Source organism: Coprococcus sp. HCN-4056, from assembly GCF_037892645.1.
Classification (GTDB): Bacteria; Bacillota; Clostridia; order Lachnospirales; family Lachnospiraceae; genus Coprococcus; species Coprococcus ammoniilyticus.
The window spans coordinates 256604-279411 of sequence record NZ_JBBKBL010000003.1 but is presented as its reverse complement, the minus strand read 5'-3'; the positions used below and the strand labels follow the sequence as shown (position 1 = coordinate 279411).

The window sequence follows — 22808 nt, the reverse complement described above, 5'->3', positions numbered from 1 at the left end:
AAGACCACTATTTTGGGCCGCATGTGCATTTATGCTTGGAGAGGCGGAGGCGATTGCTGGCAGCAGGTGGTTTACTTTGGCTGCAATGATAGTTGCAGCCTTTTTTCTGTTTACGGGAGAAAAAGGGCAAAAACAGGGAAAAAGGCAAAAACAGCAAAAACAGAAAGAAGAGTCCGGCCGGGATGAAAAAATACGGATGTCGGACAGGCGAAGACAGACAAAGCGGAGTGTGGATGTAAAACGAACAGTAAGAATAACTGTCGGAATTCTCATATATGTGCTGTTTGCCGGAATGGGGTATATGAATATCAACATATTGCATGAGCAGGAACAATATGCTTCCCGGCTGAACGGTTGTTCCGGAACAATTTCCGGAACGATATACGAGATAAAGGAAACGGAAAACAGGCAGCAGGTCTTTATTAAGATCGTGGATGCAAGAGGAATGTCCGGTGAAGAATGGACTGGGTTTCATGAAAATATGAAGCTGCTTGTGTATGTGGAGAAAGGTATAACCTTGTATCCGGGACAGGAGGCAGTATTTGCCGGCAGATTTGAACAGCCGGAGCATGCGGGAAATCCGGGAGCCTTTGATGCATATCGATACTACAGGAGCCAGGGGATCTTTCTTATACTTTCAGATGCAGAGCTGCAGAAAACAGGAAAACAGTACTCGCATATACGGGCGGGGCTCCGGAAGCTCCGAAAACGGATATCAGATGTAATTGGTAACTTATACGGCGAGGAGGATGCATCTGTGATACGGGCGATGCTTCTGGGTGAACGGCAGGGGATGGACGGTGACGTGAAACGGATGTATCAGTTGAATGGTATTGCACATATTCTTGCAATATCGGCATTACATATTGCGATCATTGGTATGACCTTGTATCGGCGTATGCGAAAATGGGGAGTTTCCTACTGGAGTGCGGGAATTGGATGCAGTATTCTGGTTATTCTGTATGGACAGATGACCGGACTTGCAGGATCAACGATGCGGGCGATCATTATGATGGGGCTCCTGTTATTTGGGAAAGCCATTGGGCGTTCGGTGGATCTTCTGACCTCAACAGGAATTGCCGGGGTATGGATGTCGGTGATAAATCCTTATGTTGTATTAGATGCCGGATTTCAGCTTTCATTTGCAGCGATAACCGGGATAGCTGTGATCGTGCCGGTGTTACAACAGGTATTTAGCAAAAGGGGAAGTGCTGACCTAATCAATAAGCTTGGTGCAGGGACGGTGTTGCAACACATATTTGGCGCAGGGGAGAAAATCCGGCAATCGCTTACTGTCAGCATGGCAACCTTTCTGGCGACCTTGCCGGTGATCGTCTACTATTATTACCAGTTTCCATTGTATGGTATTTTATTAAATCTGATCGTTGTGCCATGTGTATCGGTCGTCCTGACCGGTGGGATCGGAACGGTTATCTGTGGCTGCATGTCACTTCAGGCGGCCGGATGGCTTACGATTCCGGTGAAGGGGATTTTGTGGTTATATGAAATGTTGTGTCAGGGGATGGAACAGCTTCCCGGAGCCTGTATCAATATCGGACATATTCCGGTGAAGCTGGTGGTGGGTTATTATATTGCGTTACTGATATCCTTATATTTTATGACCAGGATGAGAGCAGATAGAGGAAACAGAACGGAAGGCAAACAGACTCAAAAAATCGTAAAAAAGTCAAAATGGCAGGTCCGTAGAAATCAGGCAGTGGAAGAAAAGTGTGATCAGCAGACGATAAAGGAACGGAAACACAGAAAAATCCGGTATGGGATCGCAGAGATTTTTGTCGTGCTGATATTCTGTATATATGCAAGAAGCGTGCTCGACCATTCATTTACGGTTGCCTTTCTGGATGTCGGGCAGGGGGATGGCATACTGATCCGGACGGAACAGGGAACGAATATTATGATCGATTGTGGCTCATCGGATAATAAGAAGGTAGGAGAATATGTTCTGCTTCCTGCTCTTCGGTATTATGGGATGGCAGAACTGGATTATGTTTTTATAACACATGGGGATAAAGATCATATATCCGGGCTTCAGGAATTATATGAGCTGGAGCATACCGGGATTCGGATCCGGAATCTTGTTGTGGCGGAATATGGCGACCGGGAGCGGCTGCTGGAACTGATCAATCAGGCAGAACAGCATGGAACTGAGGTTTTATATATGGATGCGGGTAGCATATTTTCTGAACCGGAAGCCGGAGCTTCCGGGATATTTCGGATCGCATGCATATATCCGGGAGAATCGGATGTTCACACAGATGCAAATGAAGCCTCTCTTGTGCTGCAGGCAAGTGTCGGTTCTTTTCGTCTTTTGTTTACAGGCGATGCAGGGGAAACAGCAGAACAGCAGATGACAGAGACTGGAAGATTGGATGCGGTTGATGTTTTAAAAACAGGGCATCATGGCTCCAGATATGCAACCTCGGAGTCATTTCTTCAATATATAAAGCCGCAGTATGCGGTGATTAGTTGTGGAAAAAAGAACCGGTATGGTCACCCGCATAAAGAAACGCTGGAGAGACTGCAGGCTGCTGGTGCGGAGGTTTACCGCACCGACAGCAGCGGCGCTGTAATTTTGCAGATACGGGCAGGAAAAATTATGCTTCATGGGTACGGGGGATAAAATTAAGCATTGATACCAAGCCCCAAATGAAATGATGGGTATATGAGAGAAAAGATTTGGATAATACCATCGATGAAAGAAGAATTTTGGGTATTATTCAAGAAAATGAACTGTTATACCAAGGCTAATGTCGGTGCAAGGGGTATGGAAGAGAGCAAATAAGTGTAATACCCGAAGCAACAGATTGGCGAGGGTATGGAAGAAAGCAAGCTAATATAATACCCGCTACAATAGATTGGCGAGGGTATGGAAGAAAGCAAGCTAATATAATACCCGCTACAGCGGATTGAACAAGGGTATGGATAAAGAAAATTAGACAATATACCACAAACAGGATGAGCAGAAGGGTATGCAAAGTGGGGAAATAGCCTGATACCATGGGAGAAGTGTTCTCCGGGGGTATTAACAAATAAAAATGGAAATTATACCAATAAAAATATTGCAGAAAAAGAACATAAAAGAAACGAGGAGAATGCGTATGATTAAAGATATAATAATAAAGAGAATCGTCAAATTGAAAAAAGAAATACAGAAGATAGAGATATTAGAGAAAACATTTCCGAAAGAAGAATTAATATGTGCCAAAAATGGAAAAGGATATAAATGGTATTTGAAGAGTGCAGGAAAGTCAATATATCTGTCAAAGAAAGAGAGACTCTTGGCTGAAAAACTTGCTATGAAAAAGTATTATATGTTAAGAAAACAGGATTTAATGTGCGAGCTTGAAGCGTGTAATGCGTATATAAGAAAAGTGCAAAAGGAAAATAATGCATCTGATATGTTATTGGAACATGATGGTTACATTGAATTGCTGGGAAAGGCATTTGGACCGCATTCAGAAAATTTAGAAGCATGGATGACAGAAGAATATGAAACAAATAAGAAATATCCGGAGAATTTAAATATAAAAGGGACGCAGGGCAAGTATCTTCGTTCTAAATCAGAAGCAATGATCGATAATGTTTTATTCCGGGAAAGAATACCATTTCGATATGAAAATCAATTGGTGCTGGATGGGATAGTAATGTATCCGGATTTTACGATTCGACATCCAAAAACAGGAGAGTATTATTATTGGGAACATTTCGGTATGATGGACAATCCGGAATATGCGAGTCATGCCTGCAGGAAAATAAAAACATATTGTGATAATGGAATAATACCATCTATTAATTTAATTATGACATATGAAACCAGTGCTTGTCCTATCGGAATGGAAAGAATAGAGCAAGTGGCAGAATATTATTTCGGATAAATGACACATTTGATATAATGAACGCAAAATTATTTGCTCGCAAGGATGCTGATTTTGCGGAATGCATAGAATGTGCGAAGCACATGATATAATTAGTATAAAGAAGTGGCAAACTATACTCTACAGTGCGTAGAATCCGCAGAAATTCACCATTTTCTACGCTTTATGGGTATGATGCCGGATGCAGGTATGTAATAATCTGGTCAGAAAGGAGGCAGATATGGATCAGATCAGTATAGGCAGGTTTATTGCAGCAGAAAGAAAAAGAAAAGGTTGTACACAGAAGCAGCTTGCAGAAAAACTGAATATCAGTGATAAAACAGTTTCTAAATGGGAATGTGGAAAGGGATTCCCGGAAGTGTCTCTGTTATTACCTTTATGTAAGGAACTGGACATTACGGTAAATGAACTGTTGTCCGGTGCAAGAGTGTCTGAGGAAGAATATCAAAAGAAAGCGGAGGAAAATATGGTGAATATGATTAAAGAAAGAGAAGAAAACAAGAAGAAATTAATTCCTACAATTATAACGGGTTTAATTGCAACGATATCATTTATTACATTGATCATGGTTGTTGCAGTGTATACAGAGGTGATCGCAGTACCGGTTAAGATATTACTGATAGTGATCGCATGTGTTATATTTGGTTGTGGACTTATGGTTGCGATGGAAGGTGAGCGCACCATCGGTTATTACAAATGCCGTCATTGCAATGAGCTGTTTGTTCCGACCTTTGGTGCATATACAATGGGAATGCATATGATTTCAACAAGATATTTGAAATGTCCAAAATGTGGAACAAAAACCTGGTGTAAAAAAGTTCTGGCAAAAGAAGATAGAAACATGATGTAAAAAAGTTCCGGTAAAAGAAAACAGAAACACGATGTAAAAAAGTCCTGGCAAAAGAGAAGTGATTTCTGTTATAGAAAACAACCTGTCTTTTGCCGGAACGATGAAGATTCAAAACCTAAATATGAAAAATATTGATCAAAAATACCATTGCCAGTCCGTAGTAGGTGATCACGGCAACCAGATCATTGACCGTTGTAATGAGTGGACCGGAAGCAACCGCAGGATCAATATGGATCTTGTAGAAGAACATAGGAATGATAGTTCCGACAAAGCTTGAGATCACCATTGCAACGATCAGCGAGATGCCGACACAGCCAGAGATCAGGAATGCAGATGCCCATATATATTTCTTAAAATAGTGGATATAGATTCCTAAAAACAGGAGTGCCATGATTCCAAGACTTGCACCATTTAAGAAGCCGATCTTCATTTCTTTGATAAGAAGGGAAAGCTTCTTTTTAGCACTCAGGTCTTCGTCCATAAGTACACGGATCGTAACAGCGAGGGACTGTGTGCCGACATTTCCAGCCATATCAAGGACAAGGGACTGGAAGCATATTACGATTGGAAGCACCGCAACAACGGATTCAAACAATCCTACCACAGAGGATACCGCCATGCCAAGGAACAGAAGGATGATGAGCCATGGCAGACGTTTTTTCATGCTGGTAAAGGTTGGTTCGTTCAGGTCTTCTTCGGATGTAAGACCGGCGAGCTTTGCGTAGTCATCACCCATAGCATTATCCACCAGTTCCACGATATCATTTGCAGTCAGGATACCGGCAATGGTTCCGTTTTCCGATAAAACCGGGATGGAATCCTCTTCATAATCGGTGAGATCTTCGATACAGTCTGCAATCTTCACATGCTCATATACAGACGGATAGGAGCGGCTGATAATATTTGACAAAGAGTCATTTTCCCGTGCGATGATCAGATCTTTCAGATCGATAGCACCGGAAAACTGACCATTTATATCAGTGGTATAGATCGTCGAGATATTGTCATGTTCTCCTGCCTGCCGAACCAGTGTACTCATAGCTTCACGGATGGATAAGGTGTCCGGAATACAGATATAATTGTTCGTCATGCAGCTTCCAATCTCATCGTCTTCGTAAGAAAGCAGCTTCTTTACATCTCTCCGGGAATCATCATCCAGACGGGCAACCATTTCCTGTTGTTGTTCGGCGGAAAGTTCATCCAGAATATCCAGAGCATCATCCGCATCCATATCGGATATGACTCTTGCGGCTTTATCAAGTGACAGTTCATCCAGATACGGCTTGGCATCATCCAGATAAGAGAAGATCTCTGCGAGCCGTGGGGTGCCGATCATAGTGTACAGGTGCATTCGTTCTGTTTCGTTTAGCCGTGTGATTGCTTCTGCGACATCTTTGTCGTGATAGTTTGCCAAATGCTTCTGCAATACCTGTGCGTTCTTTGCATTACGGATGATTTTTACGAGTTCTGTTACATAATCTTTTTTAAATACTGTGATTTTTGTCATTGTGACCTCCTTCCTGCCTGTTTTCAGACATAAAAATACATCGCCTCAGTGTGAAGACCGGATGGTCAGGATCGTCTGATGCGATGTATGAAAAGGCACACAACAATATAAGATGGGGTTATCGGATCTTCATAGACAGCCACATCCATTTATGCTTTCTTATCATAACATCGCATATTTTACTTCGTCCAATACGATCGCAACTATCCATGAAAATTCACCTCCGTTTGAAAATCGAATTTTAGATTTTGGTATTTGATATTCTCAAAAACCTTTGCTACTATAACAGAAAAGAGTTGAATTGACAACCTGGATAATTCGGATTGGGTAAATTTTATATTTAGGTTATATTTTTAAAATACATAGAAAACAGGAGGATATCAGAAATGCGGATCGAGCATGTTGCAATGTATGTAGAGGATCTGGAAAAGACAAAAGAATTTTTTATAAAGTATTTTGATGCTGCTGCGGGAGAACAGTATTATAATCCGAAAACAGAGTTTCAGTCGTATTTTTTAAGCTTTGAGGATGGAGCAAGACTGGAGATCATGCAGAAACCACGGGTATCCAATGTGAGAAAAGAGCTGGCACGAACAGGGTATATTCATCTCGCTTTTTCAGTTGGAAGCAGAGAGAAAGTCGATGCATTGACGAAAAGACTGGAAGAGGACGGATATAAAGTTGTCAGCGGACCCCGGGTGACAGGTGATGGATATTATGAGAGCTGTGTTCTAGGTATCGAGGATAATCAGATCGAGATCACGGTCTGAATTTCGGTCTGGATTTGGTAATATCTCACAAACTATACGCAAAGCCGTTTGACTTTGCCAGTGCCATTTCTTACAATAGATCAGTAGATAAAAGTCTGGTAGATGTATGATACCAGACTTTTTTTGTGGTTTAAAGTCAGAAAGAGAAAGGTGAGAGAAAATGAAGTGGAAAGATCGATTGGGAATCCGGCTGGTGGCATATCTGGTAGGCTTATTTATCATGACGGCAGGAATAGCCGTATCGGTAAAATCAAACCTTGGGGTATCGCCGGTAAGCTCGATCCCATATACGATTACCTGTGTATTTGGTATGGAGATGGGAAACGCAACTATCCTGTTTCATGTTGTGCTGGTTTTGCTGCAGATCCTGTTATTACGGAAGAATATCATAGACAGGTGTTGAAAATCAAATCGGTATTTGGCATAATGGACTGGAACAGGAAAGAAAGGAGACATAGCTATGGCAGCAGGAAAAAAACAGAGCGGTAAGGATGCAATGGCGGTTATCAACGAGCATATAAAGAATGAAAGCTATGCTCCGGTATATCTGTTATACGGAGATGAAACATATCTTGTGAACCAGTACAGAGACAAATTGCTTTCGGCGGTAACAGACTGTGAGGACAATATGAACTTTGCAAAGTTTGCAGGAGAGAAGATCGACCCGATGGAGATCATAGGCTTCTGTGAGACAATGCCATTCTTCGCTGACCGGCGTGTGGTGCTGGCAGAAGGGACCGGATTGTTTAAAAAGAGCTGTGAGGAATTTGCGGAGCGGATCAAAGAGCTGCCGGATACTTCGCTGATCCTGTTTGTTGAGTCAGAAGTTGATAAGAGAAATAAATTATATAAAACCGTTGATAAGCTGGGAGAAGCCCTGTGCTTTGAAACACCAAATGAGAAGACGCTTGCTGTATGGGTTAAGGGAATGTTCAAGGGAGAAGGAAAACGGATAACCGATGATGCGATCCGTTCCCTGATCGAGCATACCGGATCAGATATGAATTCGATCAAGAATGAGATTGATAAGCTGATAAGCTATACGGTAGACAGGGAGGATGTAACTGTATCCGATGTGGAAGCTCTCTGCGTTGGCAATTCGGAGGGACATATATTTGAGATGATCGATGCCATATCCAGAAAGCAGCAGGATCGTGCACTTCACCTGTATCATGAGCTGCTTGAAAACAGGGAGCCTGCGATGCGAATTCTGTTTTTGATCGCCAGACAGTATGATCTGTTATTAAAAACAAAGATGTGTCTTGCCGAGAATAAAAATTATGCAGATACGGCATCGGTGCTAGGCATTCCGTCATGGTCGGTGAAGAAATATGCGGAACAGTGCCGGAATTATTCAGAACAGGAACTGAAGAAGATCATGGAAGCCTGTCAGGATACTGACTATAAATTAAAGACGAGTCAGGCATCGGATGTAGTGGCAGTGGAAGTGTTGTTAATATCATTGAGTCGGTAGCTGGTATGTGACGCGCAGGAATGCAGTGAGTCAAAACATACCGTAGGTATTGCGATTTGGATGCCGGAATTATTACAAAAAAAACAGAACCTCAATGGGTTCTGTTTTTTTGACGGTTTTGATTATATATGTGCAGCCTTACATATGTAATCAATTATAAAAATATATATGAGTCAGATTAAGCCATCTTGTTGACAGCGGCTGTAAGACGTGATACTTTACGAGAAGCATTGTTCTTGTGGTAAACGCCCTTTGAAGCAGCCTTGTTAATCTCTGAGATAGCAACCAGAAGATTTGCCTGAGCAGCTTCTTTGTCACCAGCAGCGATAGCAGCTTCTACCTTTTTGATAACTGTCTTAACCTTAGACTTGATCATCTTGTTTCTTAAAGTCTTCTTGTCAATTACTTCAATTCTTTTCTTTGCAGATTTGATGTTAGCCAAAATTCTCTACCTCCATTTGAATTATAGATTATAATAAGGTTTTTACATTAAAACCGGACACGGACAATTCAATGTAAACATACTCATCAATATTAGTATAGAGAAATTTATTTGTCAAGGGGCGAAGTGAAAATATTTCCATTTCTGAAAAATAAGATCTGATCTTATTCCCAGCAATTTTATTTCTATCCTATTTCTATTACTTGTTGGCTTGTATGGAAAGGGAGGACATGGTATACTGTTTCTATTAATGCGTTATATATTATTACATACCAGGAGGTAAGAAAATGTTTGGATTTGATGAAATTACAAAAGTAGATCCTGAAGTTGCGGCAGCAATGACGGATGAATTGAACAGACAGAATAACAATCTGGAGCTGATCGCATCAGAGAATATCGTATCAAAGGCAGTTATGGCAGCCATGGGAAGCCATCTGACTAACAAATACGCAGAAGGTTATCCTGGAAAGAGATATTATGGCGGATGCCAGTATGTAGACGTAGTGGAAGATCTTGCCAGAGAGCGTGCAAAAGAATTATTTGGATGTGAATATGTAAATGTTCAGCCACATTCCGGAGCACAGGCCAATATGGCAGTATTTTTTGCTATTTTAAATCCTGGCGATACGTTTATGGGAATGAATCTGGATCATGGCGGACATCTGACACATGGATCACCTGTAAATATGTCCGGTAAATATTTTCACTGTGTACCTTATGGTGTAAATGATGATGGCTTTATAGATTATGACAAGGTTCTTGAGATCGCAAAGGAATGCAAGCCAAAGTTGATCGTAGCGGGTGCATCTGCATATGCAAGAGCAATCGATTTCAAGAGATTCCGTGAGATTGCAGATGAGGTTGGTGCATATCTGATGGTAGATATGGCACATATCGCAGGTCTTGTAGCAGCAGGCCTTCATATGAGCCCGATTCCATATGCACATGTTACAACAACTACTACTCATAAGACACTTCGTGGACCTAGAGGTGGTATGATCATGTGCAGCAACGAGATCAATGAGAAGTTCAACTTCAATAAGGCAGTATTCCCTGGTATCCAGGGCGGACCTCTGATGCATGTCATCGCAGGTAAGGCAGTATGTTTAAAGGAAGCATTACAGCCGGAATATAAGGAGTATCAGGCACAGGTTGTAAAGAATGCAGCAGCACTTGCATCTGCATTAATGGCAAGAGGCTTCAATATCGTATCAGGTGGTACAGATAACCACCTTATGCTGGTGGATCTTCAGAATCTGGACCGTACCGGTAAGGAAGTAGAGAAGCTTTTAGATGAGGTTCATATCACTGTAAATAAGAACACAGTACCAAATGATCCAAAATCTCCGTTTGTAACAAGCGGTATCCGTATCGGAACACCGGCGGTTACAACAAGAGGTGCAAATGAAGCTGATATGGAGACAATTGCTGAGGCGATCAAGGCAGCAGTGATTGATGATGACAAGGCAAAAGCAGAAGCACTTGTTAAGAGTATTGTAGAGAAGTATCCACTGTATGCATAAGGTTGTTATATGGAAGATTTATTTGACGAGAAGCTGTTAGAAGCGATTCGGCTTGCAGAAGCATTGCAGGATGGACGGTCAGAAGAAAAAGAGTCAGAAGAAAAAAAGACAGAAGTAAAACAGGAAACCGAAAACAGCCGTCCGGTCAGCCGGACGGAAGAACCGGTTGCTGCTCCGGTTCCGCAGACTGGTGAGGAAGCAGTCGATCAGCTTATAAAAGAGATCGTGCAGGAAACACAGGAAGAGATCGCTGCCGAAGGTATCCAGACAGAGGATATCAGAAAAGAATTTTTTCAGAAGAAGGCAGAGAAAGCGAAACGGGAAAAGAAGAAGCTGGATCCGGAACTGGAATCCAGACCGGTATATGCACCCAAAAAGCTGAAAGATCCATGGAGTCTCAGGAAAAAGGTCTGTGTGATCCTGCTTGTTGTTGTACTGGTTGTGACCGGGATCCCTGCCGGTATATTTGCCAGAATGTATATGAATGGAAAGAACCGGCTGGCAGAAAATGCGCAGGGAGAAAAGGTGAGTTTTCATACAGACGGATCTTCTTCAACGGCTATCACATATAAAGGAAAGAACTACGTTTATAATACAGATACCGTATCGATTCTGGTATTTGGCGTGGATAATTCCGAGTATGTGCCGAAGGAACCGGAAAAGAACGAAGAACCGAAGACGACAGAGGCGGCAACGGAAGAAACAAAGTCCAAAAAGTCAAAGAAGTCAAAGAAAAAATCAAAGAAAGCCTCAGAGGATACAGAAGCTACGACGGAAGCTGATCTCAGAGACAGAGATGATGCCCTGACTTATTCGGATGCAAATGGTTCTGAATATGTCCGGTATGGCGGAAGGATCGATCTGTGCTTCCTGATGGTATTTGATCTTCGAAATGATAAGCTTCACGTTATTAATATAAATCGTGACAGTATGACAGATGTGGATATTAAAACCATAGAAGGAAAAACAGCACTTACAGACCGGATGCAGATCGGACTGGCATATGGTTATGGGGATGGCGAGATCGTCAGTTGTGAGAATTTTACACATGCGGTATCCGGACTGATGTATAATCTTCCAATCAACGGTTATGTGGCACTTGACATGGATGCAATGGCAGATATCAATGACGTCCTGAGCGGGGTAACATTGACAGCCAGAGATACGATCAGTGAGAATGTCTTTGAGAAGGATGTAGTCACCTTACAGGGCAATGACGCATACCGGTATCTGGAAAAGATGGATACGGTAACGGATGCAGTCGGCGAACATGGCAGACGGATGGAACGTCAGAGTCAGTATCTGGCAGGCTGGCTGGAGCGGTTTGAACAGTGCTATTCCGATGATAAGGGAATCATAAAGAAGGTATACGAGGCAGCAAGTCCATATCTGCAGACGAATCTGGACAGAGATGCCTGCCTGTATCTGTTCAGCAGAATGCGTGGAATGGATATAGCAGTTGCAGAGAAGGATATACAGAAGCTTCCGGGAACGTATGAACGCCCTGCTCATTTTGATGAGTATCAGGTGGATACGGGAAGTCTGGTAGAAGAGATGCTGGATATTTTCTATATTCCAACCAGTTAGTGTGACATATTATATAAAATAAAAATTAAAAATATCCCAAATGCGGATTGAAGCGGCATGCAAAAAATGGTAAAATTCACTTAAATTTTGTTTGCGCGGAACTGCATTTGGGGTATTTTTTTATGCAATATCATAAGAGACAGGATGAAATGAAAAATATGCACAGAGGGGCAGTACAAATGTAGAGACATCTTGTATAAAGTGTATAATACAGCGGGCATAACAGCAAGGAGGGCATTTTAGAAGCATGAGAGAACATGGAAAAAGAGCAGCAGCATGGTTCCTTACCGTTGTCATGGTCATCACGATGATCGTGCCGTATGGCGGGGCAGGAATTCCATTTGCAGGTCGGGTGAAGGCAGCGGATCTGATCGACCTGTCCGGAAAGGATGGAGCACATAAGGTTACTGTTGTAGCGACGACGGAAACCGGTCTTGGTAATTATTATACCGGCGAGGCGATCGAAGCACCGGTTACGGTAAAGGTAGATGGGGAGGAAGTACCGTCAGACTGTTATGATGTGGTATACACAAACAACGTGAACGTGTCAACTGCAACTGAGCTTGCCGTGGCGACGATAACCGGTAAACCGGAAAAGGGTTATACAGGAAGCAATACGGCAAAATTCAAGATCCGTGTCACACCGATCAATAAAGCAACGGTCAAATTTGCATCCGATACGACACTTGTATCCGGCAAGTATTATGTTCCATATGTAAAGAATCTGGCAAATTCTCCGACAGTCGAATCGGTTACCTGGAATGGAAAGGTTCTGGTAGCAGAGAAAGATTATTATGAGAATGTTACTCTTTCAGAGAATTATCTGAAGATTGGTTCTAAGGGAACGACAGCGATTAAGGGAATGAATAATTTCAGTGGTTCCAAAACCTATACCTGGTATCTGAAGGCTGCCAATATCCAGGATCAGATCATCACACTAAGCAATTCCAATTACAGCTATGATGGAAAGGAAAAGAAGCCATCGGTAACGATTGCCGATGTGAACTCCTGGCTGGATGAGAATAATGATTATCAGTATCTGGAAGAAGGTGTTGACTATACTCTTTCTTACAGCAATAATACCAATGCAGGAACGGCATCTGTAACAATTACAGGTATAAATTGTTATACAGGAACAAAGACAGTAAACTTTACGATCACAAACAGCAGCAGTGGCGGAGATACAGGAACGAAAGATATCTCGGCAGCAAGCGTAACGGTAGCATCCTGTACCTATAACGGAACCGCTCAGACACCGGCAGTTACCGTAAAAGACGGAAGTACAACACTGAGACAGGGAACGGATTACACCGTACAGTATGCATCCAATACCAATGCCGGAACCGGAACAGTGACGATCACCGGATGCGGCAAGTATAGGAATACGAAGACAGCGACATTTACAATTGCAAGAAGAAATCTGTCGAATGCAACGCTGACAGCAGCGACAGAAACCTACAATTACGGAGCATCAGTTACATCATCTAATATCACAGTCAAAGATAACGGACTCGGAAGAACATTAACGAATAATACCGATTATACGATAGGAAGTTATAATGCAGTAAATGTTGGAAATGTAACGATCACAGCAACCGGAAAAGGAAACTATACCGGAACGGTCAGCGGAACCTTTACGGTAAATGCACTGAATGTGTCAAGTGTAGCAGCAGTTACATTAAATCAGACAGAATTTACGCAGACAGGATCAGAGATCAAGCCAACCGTTACAGCAGTAACAGCAGGCGGACATACATTAACGGCAGGAACCGATTATACCGTAAGCTATCAGAATAATACTGCGGTTGGTACTGCGGCAAAGGTAATTGTCACATTCAAAGGAAACTATACAGGGTCAAAGACAGTATATTTCACGATCAAATCAAACAGCAGCAGTGGTGGAGATACAGAGACAAAAGATATCTCAACAGCAACGGTAACGGTAGCTTCATGTACATATAATGGACAGGCACAGACACCGGCTGTCACGGTAAAGGATGGAAGCACGACATTAAAGCAGGGAACGGATTATACGGTATCCTATTCCGCAAATACAAATGCAGGAAATGGAACGGTTCTGATCAGTGGATGCGGCAAATATGCAAATACAAAGTCCCTCACTTTTAAGATCAATCCAAGAGATATTTCAAAGGCGACTTTGACGGCAGAGCCTGCAACATATAAATATGGAGCAGAAGTATTTTCACCAAAGATCAGTGTTTATGACAGCGAACTGAGAACAACATTGACGAATAAAACCGATTATACAGTTGCAAGCTATGTAGCAAAGACAGCAGGAACGGTACCGTTCAGTGCGACAGGAAAAGGCAATTATACAGGAACCGTTACCGGTACATTGACTGTCAATCCTCTGGATGTGACGAATACAGCAAAGGTAACATTGAATCAGACATCCTTTGATCAGACCGGTGCAGAGATCAGACCGACAGTAATGTCGGTCACTTCAGATGGATATACACTGACCAAAGGAATAGATTATACGGTATCTTATAAAGATAATGTAGCAGCCGGCAATCTTGCAAAGGTAATTGTTACGTTCAAGGGAAACTATACAGGTTCCAAAACTGTGTACTTTACGATCACTTCTTCCCTGCCGGATCTGTCAGGGGCAGTGTGCAGTACAATTGCAGATCAGACCTATACCGGAGTACAGATCAAACCGGAGGTTACAGTGACCTATGATGGCAAAGCACTGACGAAGGACAGCGATTACACCGTTTCATATGGCGCAAATGTTAACTGTGGTACAGGTACGGTTACGATCACCGGAAAGAATGGATACAGTGGAACGAAATCTATAAATTTCAAGATCAGTGCAAGAGCGCTGGCAGATTGCTCGTTCAGTTATGATGAGAGCGTAAAATGGACAGGAAGTGCCGTAACGCCGAATATCCGTATCACATATGGTCAGAAGCTCTTAATAGAGGGTACGGATTATACCGTTGCTTATTCCAATAATATAAATGAGACAACGGCAGCGACTGCTACAGTGACAGGAAAAGGTAATTTTACAGGAAGAAAAGTACTGACATATAAGATCACCAGAGATCGTACTGACGTCAATGCTTCAACGATTACAGTCGATGCGATCGCAGACCAGGAATACAATGCAGGACAGGGACTCCGACCTGCTGTTACAGTCAGAAATGGTGGTACGATCCTCACTCTGAATACAGATTATACGGTTACTTATACCAATAATTATACTGCAGGATCTACAGCAATAGTAACCATTACGGGAATCAATGATTATACAGGAACAAGAACAGTAACCTTTAATGTTGTTGCACTTGATCTGACAAATGCAAAGGTTGTTTTGGAAGCAGACAGTTATGAATATACAGGCATGCCACAGACTCCGGGTGTTACATCCTTTACAACGGTATCCGGAAAGACCTACACCAGTATGACGAATTTCACTGTGAATTATTCGAACAACACAAACTGTGGAACGGCAACGGTAACTATAAAAGGAAAAAATGCAAACTTTACAGGAAATGCAGTGGGAACATTTACTGTTACAAAGAAATCGATCAACGGAGCGGTTTTCAGTAATATTACAGCATGTACATTTACAGGAAGTGAACAGAAGCCGACAGCAACCGTAAAGATTGGAACTACGACTTTAGCTGCCAATGCAGATTATGAATTATCCTATAAAAATAATATCAATGCCGGTACAGGAACGATTACAGCAACCGGAAAAGGTAACTATAGCGGAAGTTCAAAGACGACCTTCACGATCGCAGCCAGAGCTATTTCAAGCTGTAAAGCAGAATACAGCAAAGAGATGGTATATACCGGATCCGAGGTAAAACCTTCTGTAAAACTGACCTATGGTTCCTATGAACTGAAGGCAGGAACGGATTACACTGTTTCCTATAGCAATAATATAAATGAAACAGACAGTGCATCGATCCGGATCACAGGAAATGGAAATTTCAGCGGTACACAGGCCTGTACATTTAAGATCACAAAGATCGTAACAAACATCAATGACAGTTCAATCAGCATAGCATCGATCGGAGATCAGGAGTATCAGGGAGGCGAAGCCATTATTCCGAAGCTCAGGATCACACGGGATGGAGTTACTCTGGTAGAAGGTGAGAGTTATACTGTAACAGTAACCAACAATAAGACGGTCGGTTCCACTGCAACCATTACGATCCAGGGCATCGGAGCATATACAGGTACAAGAACCCTGACATTTAAGATCGTGGCAGCAGATATTACAGGTGCAGAAGTAGCACTTGTACAGCGGTCATATGAATATACAGGTGCGGCATTTACACCGGCAGTTGTAAGCCTTACAACCACAGGTGGAAAGCGGATCACAAATCTGTCAGAATTCAGTGTTTCATATTCCGGCAATACCAATGTCGGAACGGCAACCGTTACTGTGACCGGAACCGGCAGTAATTATAAGGGAACCACAACCGGAACTTTTGCGATCACGCGGAAATCGCTGAATGATTCACTGGTAATGAATGTGGGTACAGTGACTTATACAGGATCAGCGTTAAGTCCGGATATTACAGTAACCTTTAACGGCAAAACGCTTACAAAGGGCAAGGATTATGCAGTTGCATTTACAAATAACATCAATGCCGGAACTGCAAAAGCAAAGATTACAGGTCTTGGCAATTATGATGGAACAGTTGAAAAGACCTTTACCATTCAGCCTTTTGATATAAATAATGGCGGTTTTATCATGGTTACAGGTTCTCCATATACCTATACAGGAGGAGAACTGAAACCGGGATGCACTGTTCTGATAAGTGGAAGATCACTGGCGGCTGCAAACTATGACGTGGCATATTCCAACAATATCAATGTCGGAACTGCAACGATCACAGTTACAGGCAAAGGCAATTATAAGGGAACGATAACTGAAAACTTTACGATTCAGGCGAAGCCTCTGAAAGACGCTTCTGTGACTTATGCAAATCTGATGTCATATACAGGAAAGCAGGTTTGTCCGGAAGTAAAGGTAATGGATGGAGCAGTTGAGCTGAAGCAAAATGTTGATTATGATGTCAGCTATCAGAACAATACAGAAGTGACAACATCTGCACGGATCCGGATCACAGGAAAAGGAAATTATACAGGAACAATAGACCGGTATTTCTCAATCCAGAAACAGGAGATCAATCTCAAGGATGCAGAGATAACGGCCGAGAACCAGACTTATAACGGCAGGGAACAGAAGCCGGCTGTTACAGTAAAGGTATCCGGCAGAGTGATCGATCCATCCGAATACAGTGTGCTCTATTCTGAAAATATCAATGCCGGAACTGCAAGGATCACGGTAAATGGTCTTTCGGATTCCTTTAAAAATACAGGATATGGAACTTTTACGATCCTTCCAAAGCAGATAGAGAAATGTAAAGTGTCCTATACAAAGAGCACATTCTATACAGGAAAGGCTGTCACACCTTCCGTTATTGTCAAGGATACAGCAAGAAATGCAGTGCTGAGCGCTGGTGCATCTGCAGACTATACGGTATCGTATCAGTCGAATACAGAGCCGACAACCAAGGCTGTGATACAGATTACAGGAAATGGAAATTACACCGGTACATTGACACAGTATTTTGCAATTGTAAAACAGACGACACCGGTTACAAAGACAGATCTGTCTGCGGCAGTTATAACGGTGGCAGATCAGACTTACACCGGAAAAGCGTTAACACCTGCAGTTGCTGTTACATTAAAGGGTAAGCTGCTGAAGCTGAATACAGATTACACGGCAGCATATTCCAACAATACAAATGTTGGTACAGCGAAGGTTGTGATAACCGGAAAAGGCAATTATACAGGAAGTGCGTCAAAGACATTTGCGATTAAGGCAAAGACCACACCGAATGTGAAGAAGCCTGGTGTAACGAAAAAGATTACAGTAAGCAAGATCAAGACAACTTCTGCAAAGATCACATGGAAGAAGGTATCTGATGCAGATGGATATATGATCTACCAGAAGCAGGGCTCCGGCAAGAAGAAACTTATAAAAACGGTGGGTAAGAATGCATCTTCTTACAATGCGAAGAAGCTGAAAGCAGGAACCAAATACACTTATAGTGTATATGCTTATAAGAAGTCAGGAAACTCTAAGATAAAGGGCAAAGAGAAGAGTAAGGCATTTGTAACGAAGCCATCAAAGGTAAAATCAGTAAAGACGACAGCGAAATCAAAGGCATGTAAGATAAGCTGGAAGAAGGTAGCCGGTGCCAGTGGATATCAGGTATATATGGCAACCTCAAAGAAAGGTAAGTATAAGAAGATCGGCGATACAAAGAAGCTGAATCTGACAAAGAAGAGCCTGAAAAAAGGAAAGACATATTATTTCAAGGTCAGAGCATACAAAACTCTGAATAAGAAAAAAACACATGGTGCTTATTCCGTTAAAGTAAAAGCGAAGATCAAATAAGCCGAAAATAAAAAAACAGCCATTGATGAAAAGGAAGCCGGATCCATATACGGATCCGTTTCCGATGCATCGATGGCTGTTTGTTATGGGTGAAATTATAAATATTATTTTGGCTGCTGATATGGAAGACAGGTTAAATGAATTCTGTAAAAAATGTATCTGCCATATGTTCCAGAAATTCAATGACTGCATCATATGGAAAAATCTCAGCACGGGTGACGGAAGCTTCCGGGGCAGGTGACGGATTCTGAATAATGTACGTCTGCAGAGCTTTTGTGATCTGTGACGGATCCTCCGGCCGGCATTCTGTAATATGTACAAGCTCCGGCTGATAAGTGATTTGTTCCGGTATATATGGATGAAAGTCCTTTAGTAGACGTGGATTGATCCTATCATATTCTCCATAAAAGTACCGGTCAGAGAAAAATTCTGCCAGAGGAATCTTTTTTTCCGGTTGTGAGGAAATGTGAACATACAAAGGTTGTCTTGTATCAAAACAGGTATTCCCTGCGGTATTTTCTATAGTAAAATAGTCCGGCCAGAAATCAGTCACATAGTGGGTATCCAGATGCAGATGTGCAAGGATGCCATAGTCAGCCGGTGACAATATCGCATCATCCGGGTAGAGAGCACGGATATAATCAAGATCCGGATATTTAGTGATCAGATTCTTCTGCCATGCCGGACGGAAATGCGTTCTTTCTTTATTATCCGTGATATCCGGCAGGATACAGCCGAGGAGAAACTGTTCCGGGTCGGCCTTTATTGCCAACAGACGGGAATCGGCTGCGGAAGTTACACCTGTATTTATTTTATTGATTATCATTTCACCCTCGATCAGATGCATCAGAAAACCGGGCATGTGACATAAACCTCCTGTAGATCATAAGTTAAAAAAATAATAGTGAGTTTCCATGGGGATGTCAAGCCGGAGAAAAGAATATTGACGGATGCCGAAAAAGAATATAAAGTTAGCGTTAGAAATAAAGTATCGAAAAGAAAGAGGAGGTACTTATGGGAACAAAGATCTGTCCGATATGTGATGGAAAAGTAAACAGTATTAATTTTTGTAAAACCTGTAAACGGTTTGTAACACCGATAGAAACCAGCCACAGCTTTTATCTGAACGAAAGACGAGAGCCTGAAGATTATCAGAGAGAGTATCAATATAGTGGGGATGTATCGGACTACAGTGCGGACAAACCTGAAGTTGAGGATGAAGTAACGGATTGCCATGATGAGTTTGAAACCGAGCTTCCGAAATGGGCGAATCGGACTCCGACATCGGCAAACCCTATGCCGAATCTGGATACGACCTATACGACAAAGAAAAAGAAATCGAAAAAAGCAGAGAGTGTGATCTCTGGCCTGCTTTTTCTGGCTGCGATTGGAGTATGCTTCCGGATGAGCAGCTTGTGGGATGCATGGCAGCAGTACCGGGATAAGCAGAAGATGCAGGAATCTCTGGATGAATTACATGAGATGCTGGATGAACAGGATGAGAAAAACTATGTAGATGAGAACGGATACAGCTACCGCTATATCTATCAGCCGGGAGAAACCACGGATTATGGCACAGACAGTCTGGTTGGCTTATCAGCCGATGAAGTGTATGACCGGGGAGAAGCCTGTGATGGTGTGGCTCATTATGAGGGCGTCACCAGTGATGAGCTGGAGGCTGCTTTTTTACAGAATGCAGAGGAAGATGACATTTTATTTGAAGATACAAGTACAGGGACTGCCGGGAATCTGAGTTTGTATGAATACTCGTATCAAAACGGAGATACATTTACATACTATAATAAAGAAAAGTATATTTCAGATGACGAATATGGCATTGATGTGAGCATAAACAGTGATCTGAATACACAGGCGATCCACTCTGTCCGAATATGGCAGTATCCGCCGGATGTCGATGATGGTTTCTGTCTGGATCAGATCTATGAAGATCTGGTAATGGCACTTGAGGATGAAACGCTTCAGGGCGACAGTCTGGAACGGACAACAGAGATGATCCGCTCCTATCAGGAAAAGGAGTATTCTGCGGATGATTCCAGTGCAAATTATACAGACCTTCAGATCGGAAAATGGAGCCTGACGATCAGCAGAGGAGAAACCTCTCTTGGTATTGCGATGGACTATCTGGGTGAATAGAAAGGTTAAATCTTCATGAACAAAAGCAGTACCATCTTGAAAGCCGGGAAAAACGTGGTTATAATGGATGCGGAATTGCCGGAAATATATACAAAAGAAGAATACAGCAGGCAGGCTGTATAAAAAGGAGGTTCTGATTGGACAACAATTTACCTGATAACAGTAATAACAACAATAATAACAATAATAACAATAATAATGGAAATAAGGGAAGAAACAATCGCTCGATCATGGTGATCCTGGTTATTTCCATTTTACTGACATTTTTATTCTGGCGCGTATTTGACCGGGTGTCATCCGGCAGGGAAGAGGAAGTCACATATGGTCAGTTTATCGAGATGTTAGATAAGGGCGAGGTTGGTTCCGTAAAGATCTACGGAAGTAAGATCGTATTTGAAAATAATGCCGATGATAAGGTGATCAGTAAGACGAAATATACTGCAACCAGAATATCGGATGACAGTCTGGCAGAGAAGCTTCGTCAGGCAAAGACAAAATATGGAACAGAATATGAAGGTGTAGATGAAAGCGGAAGTGCCATGGTTGGCACGATCATTTCTTACATTGTAATGATCGTTGCATTCTATCTGTTGCTGTCGATGATCATGAAACGAAGCGGCGGTGTAGGTAGAGCAAATGCGAAGATTTACGTTGAGAAGAAAACAGGTGTTACCTTTGCGGATGTTGCCGGAGAGGAAGAGGCTAAGGAATCTCTGACAGAGATGGTCGATTTCCTGCACAATCCAAAGAAATATCTGGATATCGGAGCGAAGCTGCCAAAGGGGGCACTGCTTGTCGGTCCTCCGGGAACCGGTAAGACCCTGCTTGCAAAAGCAGTGGCAGGTGAAGCAAATGTACCATTCTTTTCCATGTCCGGGTCCAGCTTTGTAGAGATGTATGTCGGTGTGGGTGCTTCCCGTGTCAGAGATCTGTTCAAACAGGCGACACAGATGGCACCATGTATTATATTTATTGATGAGATCGATGCAATTGGAAGAAGCAGAGATTCCAGGCATGGCGGAGATTCCGAACGGGAGCAGACCCTGAATCAGCTTCTTGCAGAGATGGATGGCTTTGATACATCAAAGGGTATTGTGATCCTTGCAGCAACGAATCGTCCTGAGGTGCTTGATAAGGCACTTCTTCGTCCGGGACGATTTGACCGCAGAGTTATCGTAGAGAAGCCGGATCTGAAGGGAAGAATCGATACACTGAAGGTTCATTCCAAGAATGTCAAGATGGATGAAACGGTTGATCTTCATGAACTGGCACTTGCAACTTCAGGTGCGGTTGGTGCGGATCTTGCCAATATTATAAATGAGGGAGCGCTGGCCGCTGTCAGAGATGGCAGAAGTCTTGTTTCCCAACAGGATCTGATCGGTGCGGTAGAGGTTGTATTTGCCGGAAAAGAGAAAAAGGATCGTCTGCTCAGTAAAGAAGAAAAGCAGATCGTTGCTTATCATGAAGTCGGACATGCATTGCTTGCAGCACTCCAGAAGCATACGGAGCCGATCCAGAGGATTACGATCGTTCCAAGAACCATGGGTTCCCTTGGTTATGTATGGCAGGTTCCTGAAGAAGAGAAATATCTCGAATCCAAGAAAGAACTGGAAGCAGAGCTTGTAACCCTGCTCGGCGGACGTGCTGCAGAAGAGTTGAAATTCGACTCCGTGACAACAGGAGCATCAAATGATATCGAGAAGGCGACCAAGACAGCCAGAGCCATGATCACCATGTATGGTATGTCAGATAAATTCGGCATGGTGCAGCTTGAATCAATAGAAGGACAGTATCTGGACCGAAATCTTGCCCTTCAGTGTTCGGATGAGACCGCTACCAAGATTGATAAGGAGATCCGTGATATGCTGCGAGATTCCTATAATAAAGCAAAGAAACTTTTGTCTGCCCATATGGCAGCCCTGGATTCTATCGCCAGCTTCCTTGTAGAACATGAAACGATCACCGGCAAAGAATTCATGTCAATTCTTGCTCAGGTGGAACCACAGAGATAAATAAAAAAACTGAATGCAACAGCATTTGCTAATGATTAACGAAAAGCCACTGCCATATATCGCAGTATACACATGTTATTCCGCAAGACGCTTGCGCTCTGTTCCTCGGCGTAGCGGTACATAAAGTTGCAAAAGACGCAACTTA

At 42.6% G+C, this 22808-nt stretch carries 14 protein-coding genes; 11 read left to right on the top strand and 3 right to left on the bottom strand.

All coding sequences use genetic code 11. The features are described 5' to 3' along the window. The first annotated feature begins 85 nt into the window (after window positions 1-85). The 3 genes from WKT03_RS06330 (at window position 86) to WKT03_RS06320 (ending at window position 4746) form a co-directional block, all read left to right on the top strand. Entirely contained in the window at window positions 86-2641 is a 2556-nt protein-coding gene (locus tag WKT03_RS06330) for a DNA internalization-related competence protein ComEC/Rec2 (RefSeq protein WP_340391315.1), read from the top strand. 478 nt (window positions 2642-3119) lie between these two features. Then, window positions 3120-3896 (top strand): ATPase, encoded by a 777-nt coding sequence (locus tag WKT03_RS06325; RefSeq protein WP_340391236.1) that lies wholly within the window; start codon window positions 3120-3122, stop codon window positions 3894-3896. A 220-nt stretch (window positions 3897-4116) separates the two neighbouring features. Beyond that, complete coding sequence (locus WKT03_RS06320; RefSeq protein WP_340391234.1) at window positions 4117-4746, top strand: helix-turn-helix domain-containing protein; 630 nt, start codon at window positions 4117-4119, stop codon at window positions 4744-4746. 115 nt (window positions 4747-4861) lie between these two features. Here WKT03_RS06320 and mgtE read toward each other — a convergent pair whose 3' ends face one another. Then, window positions 4862-6253 carry a magnesium transporter gene (mgtE, locus tag WKT03_RS06315; RefSeq protein ID WP_340391233.1) on the bottom strand — a complete coding sequence of 464 codons (1392 nt, stop codon included), beginning with the start codon at window positions 6251-6253 and terminating at the stop codon, window positions 4862-4864. A 386-nt stretch (window positions 6254-6639) separates the two neighbouring features. Here mgtE and WKT03_RS06310 point away from each other — a divergent pair, with 386 nt between their 5' ends. From WKT03_RS06310 to holA, 3 genes are all read left to right on the top strand, one after another. Next, entirely contained in the window at window positions 6640-7023 is a 384-nt protein-coding gene (locus tag WKT03_RS06310) for a VOC family protein (protein ID WP_021944821.1), read from the top strand. Between the two features lie 160 nt (window positions 7024-7183). Continuing rightward, window positions 7184-7426, top strand: a complete 243-nt coding sequence (locus tag WKT03_RS06305) for a hypothetical protein (protein WP_340391231.1) — start codon at window positions 7184-7186, stop codon at window positions 7424-7426. 57 nt (window positions 7427-7483) lie between these two features. After that, window positions 7484-8497 carry a DNA polymerase III subunit delta gene (holA, locus tag WKT03_RS06300; RefSeq protein WP_340391230.1) on the top strand — a complete coding sequence of 338 codons (1014 nt, stop codon included), beginning with the start codon at window positions 7484-7486 and terminating at the stop codon, window positions 8495-8497. A 178-nt stretch (window positions 8498-8675) separates the two neighbouring features. Here the strand turns inward: holA and rpsT are convergent, their stop codons facing one another. Then, the gene (gene rpsT, locus WKT03_RS06295) at window positions 8676-8939 is read right to left on the bottom strand and encodes a 30S ribosomal protein S20 (protein WP_021944824.1); all 264 of its coding nucleotides are present in this window, start codon (window positions 8937-8939) and stop codon (window positions 8676-8678) included. Between the two features lie 287 nt (window positions 8940-9226). Here rpsT and glyA point away from each other — a divergent pair, with 287 nt between their 5' ends. The 3 genes from glyA (at window position 9227) to WKT03_RS06280 (ending at window position 18497) form a co-directional block, all read left to right on the top strand. Next, a complete protein-coding gene (glyA, locus tag WKT03_RS06290; RefSeq protein ID WP_021944825.1) occupies window positions 9227-10462 on the top strand; it encodes a serine hydroxymethyltransferase in 1236 nt (411 codons plus the stop codon). A 9-nt stretch (window positions 10463-10471) separates the two neighbouring features. After that, entirely contained in the window at window positions 10472-12049 is a 1578-nt protein-coding gene (locus tag WKT03_RS06285) for an LCP family protein (protein ID WP_340391228.1), read from the top strand. A 247-nt stretch (window positions 12050-12296) separates the two neighbouring features. Then, entirely contained in the window at window positions 12297-18497 is a 6201-nt protein-coding gene (locus WKT03_RS06280) for a fibronectin type III domain-containing protein (protein ID WP_340391227.1), read from the top strand. Window positions 18498-18630: 133 nt separating this feature from the next. On the opposite strand, the gene WKT03_RS06275 is transcribed toward WKT03_RS06280, so the two are convergent. Beyond that, window positions 18631-19359, bottom strand: a complete 729-nt coding sequence (locus tag WKT03_RS06275) for a hypothetical protein (RefSeq protein ID WP_117808484.1) — start codon at window positions 19357-19359, stop codon at window positions 18631-18633. A gap of 152 nt (window positions 19360-19511) precedes the next feature. Between WKT03_RS06275 and WKT03_RS06270 the strand changes: the two genes are divergently transcribed. Beyond that, window positions 19512-20651, top strand: coding sequence for a hypothetical protein (locus tag WKT03_RS06270; protein ID WP_117808483.1), 1140 nt, complete (start codon window positions 19512-19514; stop codon window positions 20649-20651). A 230-nt stretch (window positions 20652-20881) separates the two neighbouring features. Beyond that, window positions 20882-22663, top strand: a complete 1782-nt coding sequence (ftsH, locus tag WKT03_RS06265) for an ATP-dependent zinc metalloprotease FtsH (protein ID WP_445293047.1) — start codon at window positions 20882-20884, stop codon at window positions 22661-22663. Window positions 22664-22808 lie beyond the last annotated feature (145 nt).

Bases quoted from the DNA above. Each gene is read 5' to 3' on its own strand.
- WKT03_RS06310 (WP_021944821.1), top strand. From the start codon at position 6,640: ATGCGGATCGAGCATGTTGCAATGTATGTAGAGGATCTGGAAAAGACA.
- mgtE (WP_340391233.1), bottom strand. From the start codon at position 6,253: ATGACAAAAATCACAGTATTTAAAAAAGATTATGTAACAGAACTCGTA.
- WKT03_RS06285 (WP_340391228.1), top strand. From the start codon at position 10,472: ATGGAAGATTTATTTGACGAGAAGCTGTTAGAAGCGATTCGGCTTGCA.
- holA (WP_340391230.1), top strand. From the start codon at position 7,484: ATGGCAGCAGGAAAAAAACAGAGCGGTAAGGATGCAATGGCGGTTATC.
- WKT03_RS06280 (WP_340391227.1), top strand. From the start codon at position 12,297: ATGAGAGAACATGGAAAAAGAGCAGCAGCATGGTTCCTTACCGTTGTC.
- WKT03_RS06275 (WP_117808484.1), bottom strand. From the start codon at position 19,359: ATGCCCGGTTTTCTGATGCATCTGATCGAGGGTGAAATGATAATCAAT.
- WKT03_RS06330 (WP_340391315.1), top strand. From the start codon at position 86: ATGATAGTTGCAGCCTTTTTTCTGTTTACGGGAGAAAAAGGGCAAAAA.
- WKT03_RS06270 (WP_117808483.1), top strand. From the start codon at position 19,512: ATGGGAACAAAGATCTGTCCGATATGTGATGGAAAAGTAAACAGTATT.
- glyA (WP_021944825.1), top strand. From the start codon at position 9,227: ATGTTTGGATTTGATGAAATTACAAAAGTAGATCCTGAAGTTGCGGCA.
- WKT03_RS06320 (WP_340391234.1), top strand. From the start codon at position 4,117: ATGGATCAGATCAGTATAGGCAGGTTTATTGCAGCAGAAAGAAAAAGA.
- WKT03_RS06305 (WP_340391231.1), top strand. From the start codon at position 7,184: ATGAAGTGGAAAGATCGATTGGGAATCCGGCTGGTGGCATATCTGGTA.
- WKT03_RS06325 (WP_340391236.1), top strand. From the start codon at position 3,120: ATGATTAAAGATATAATAATAAAGAGAATCGTCAAATTGAAAAAAGAA.
- ftsH (WP_445293047.1), top strand. From the start codon at position 20,882: ATGGTGATCCTGGTTATTTCCATTTTACTGACATTTTTATTCTGGCGC.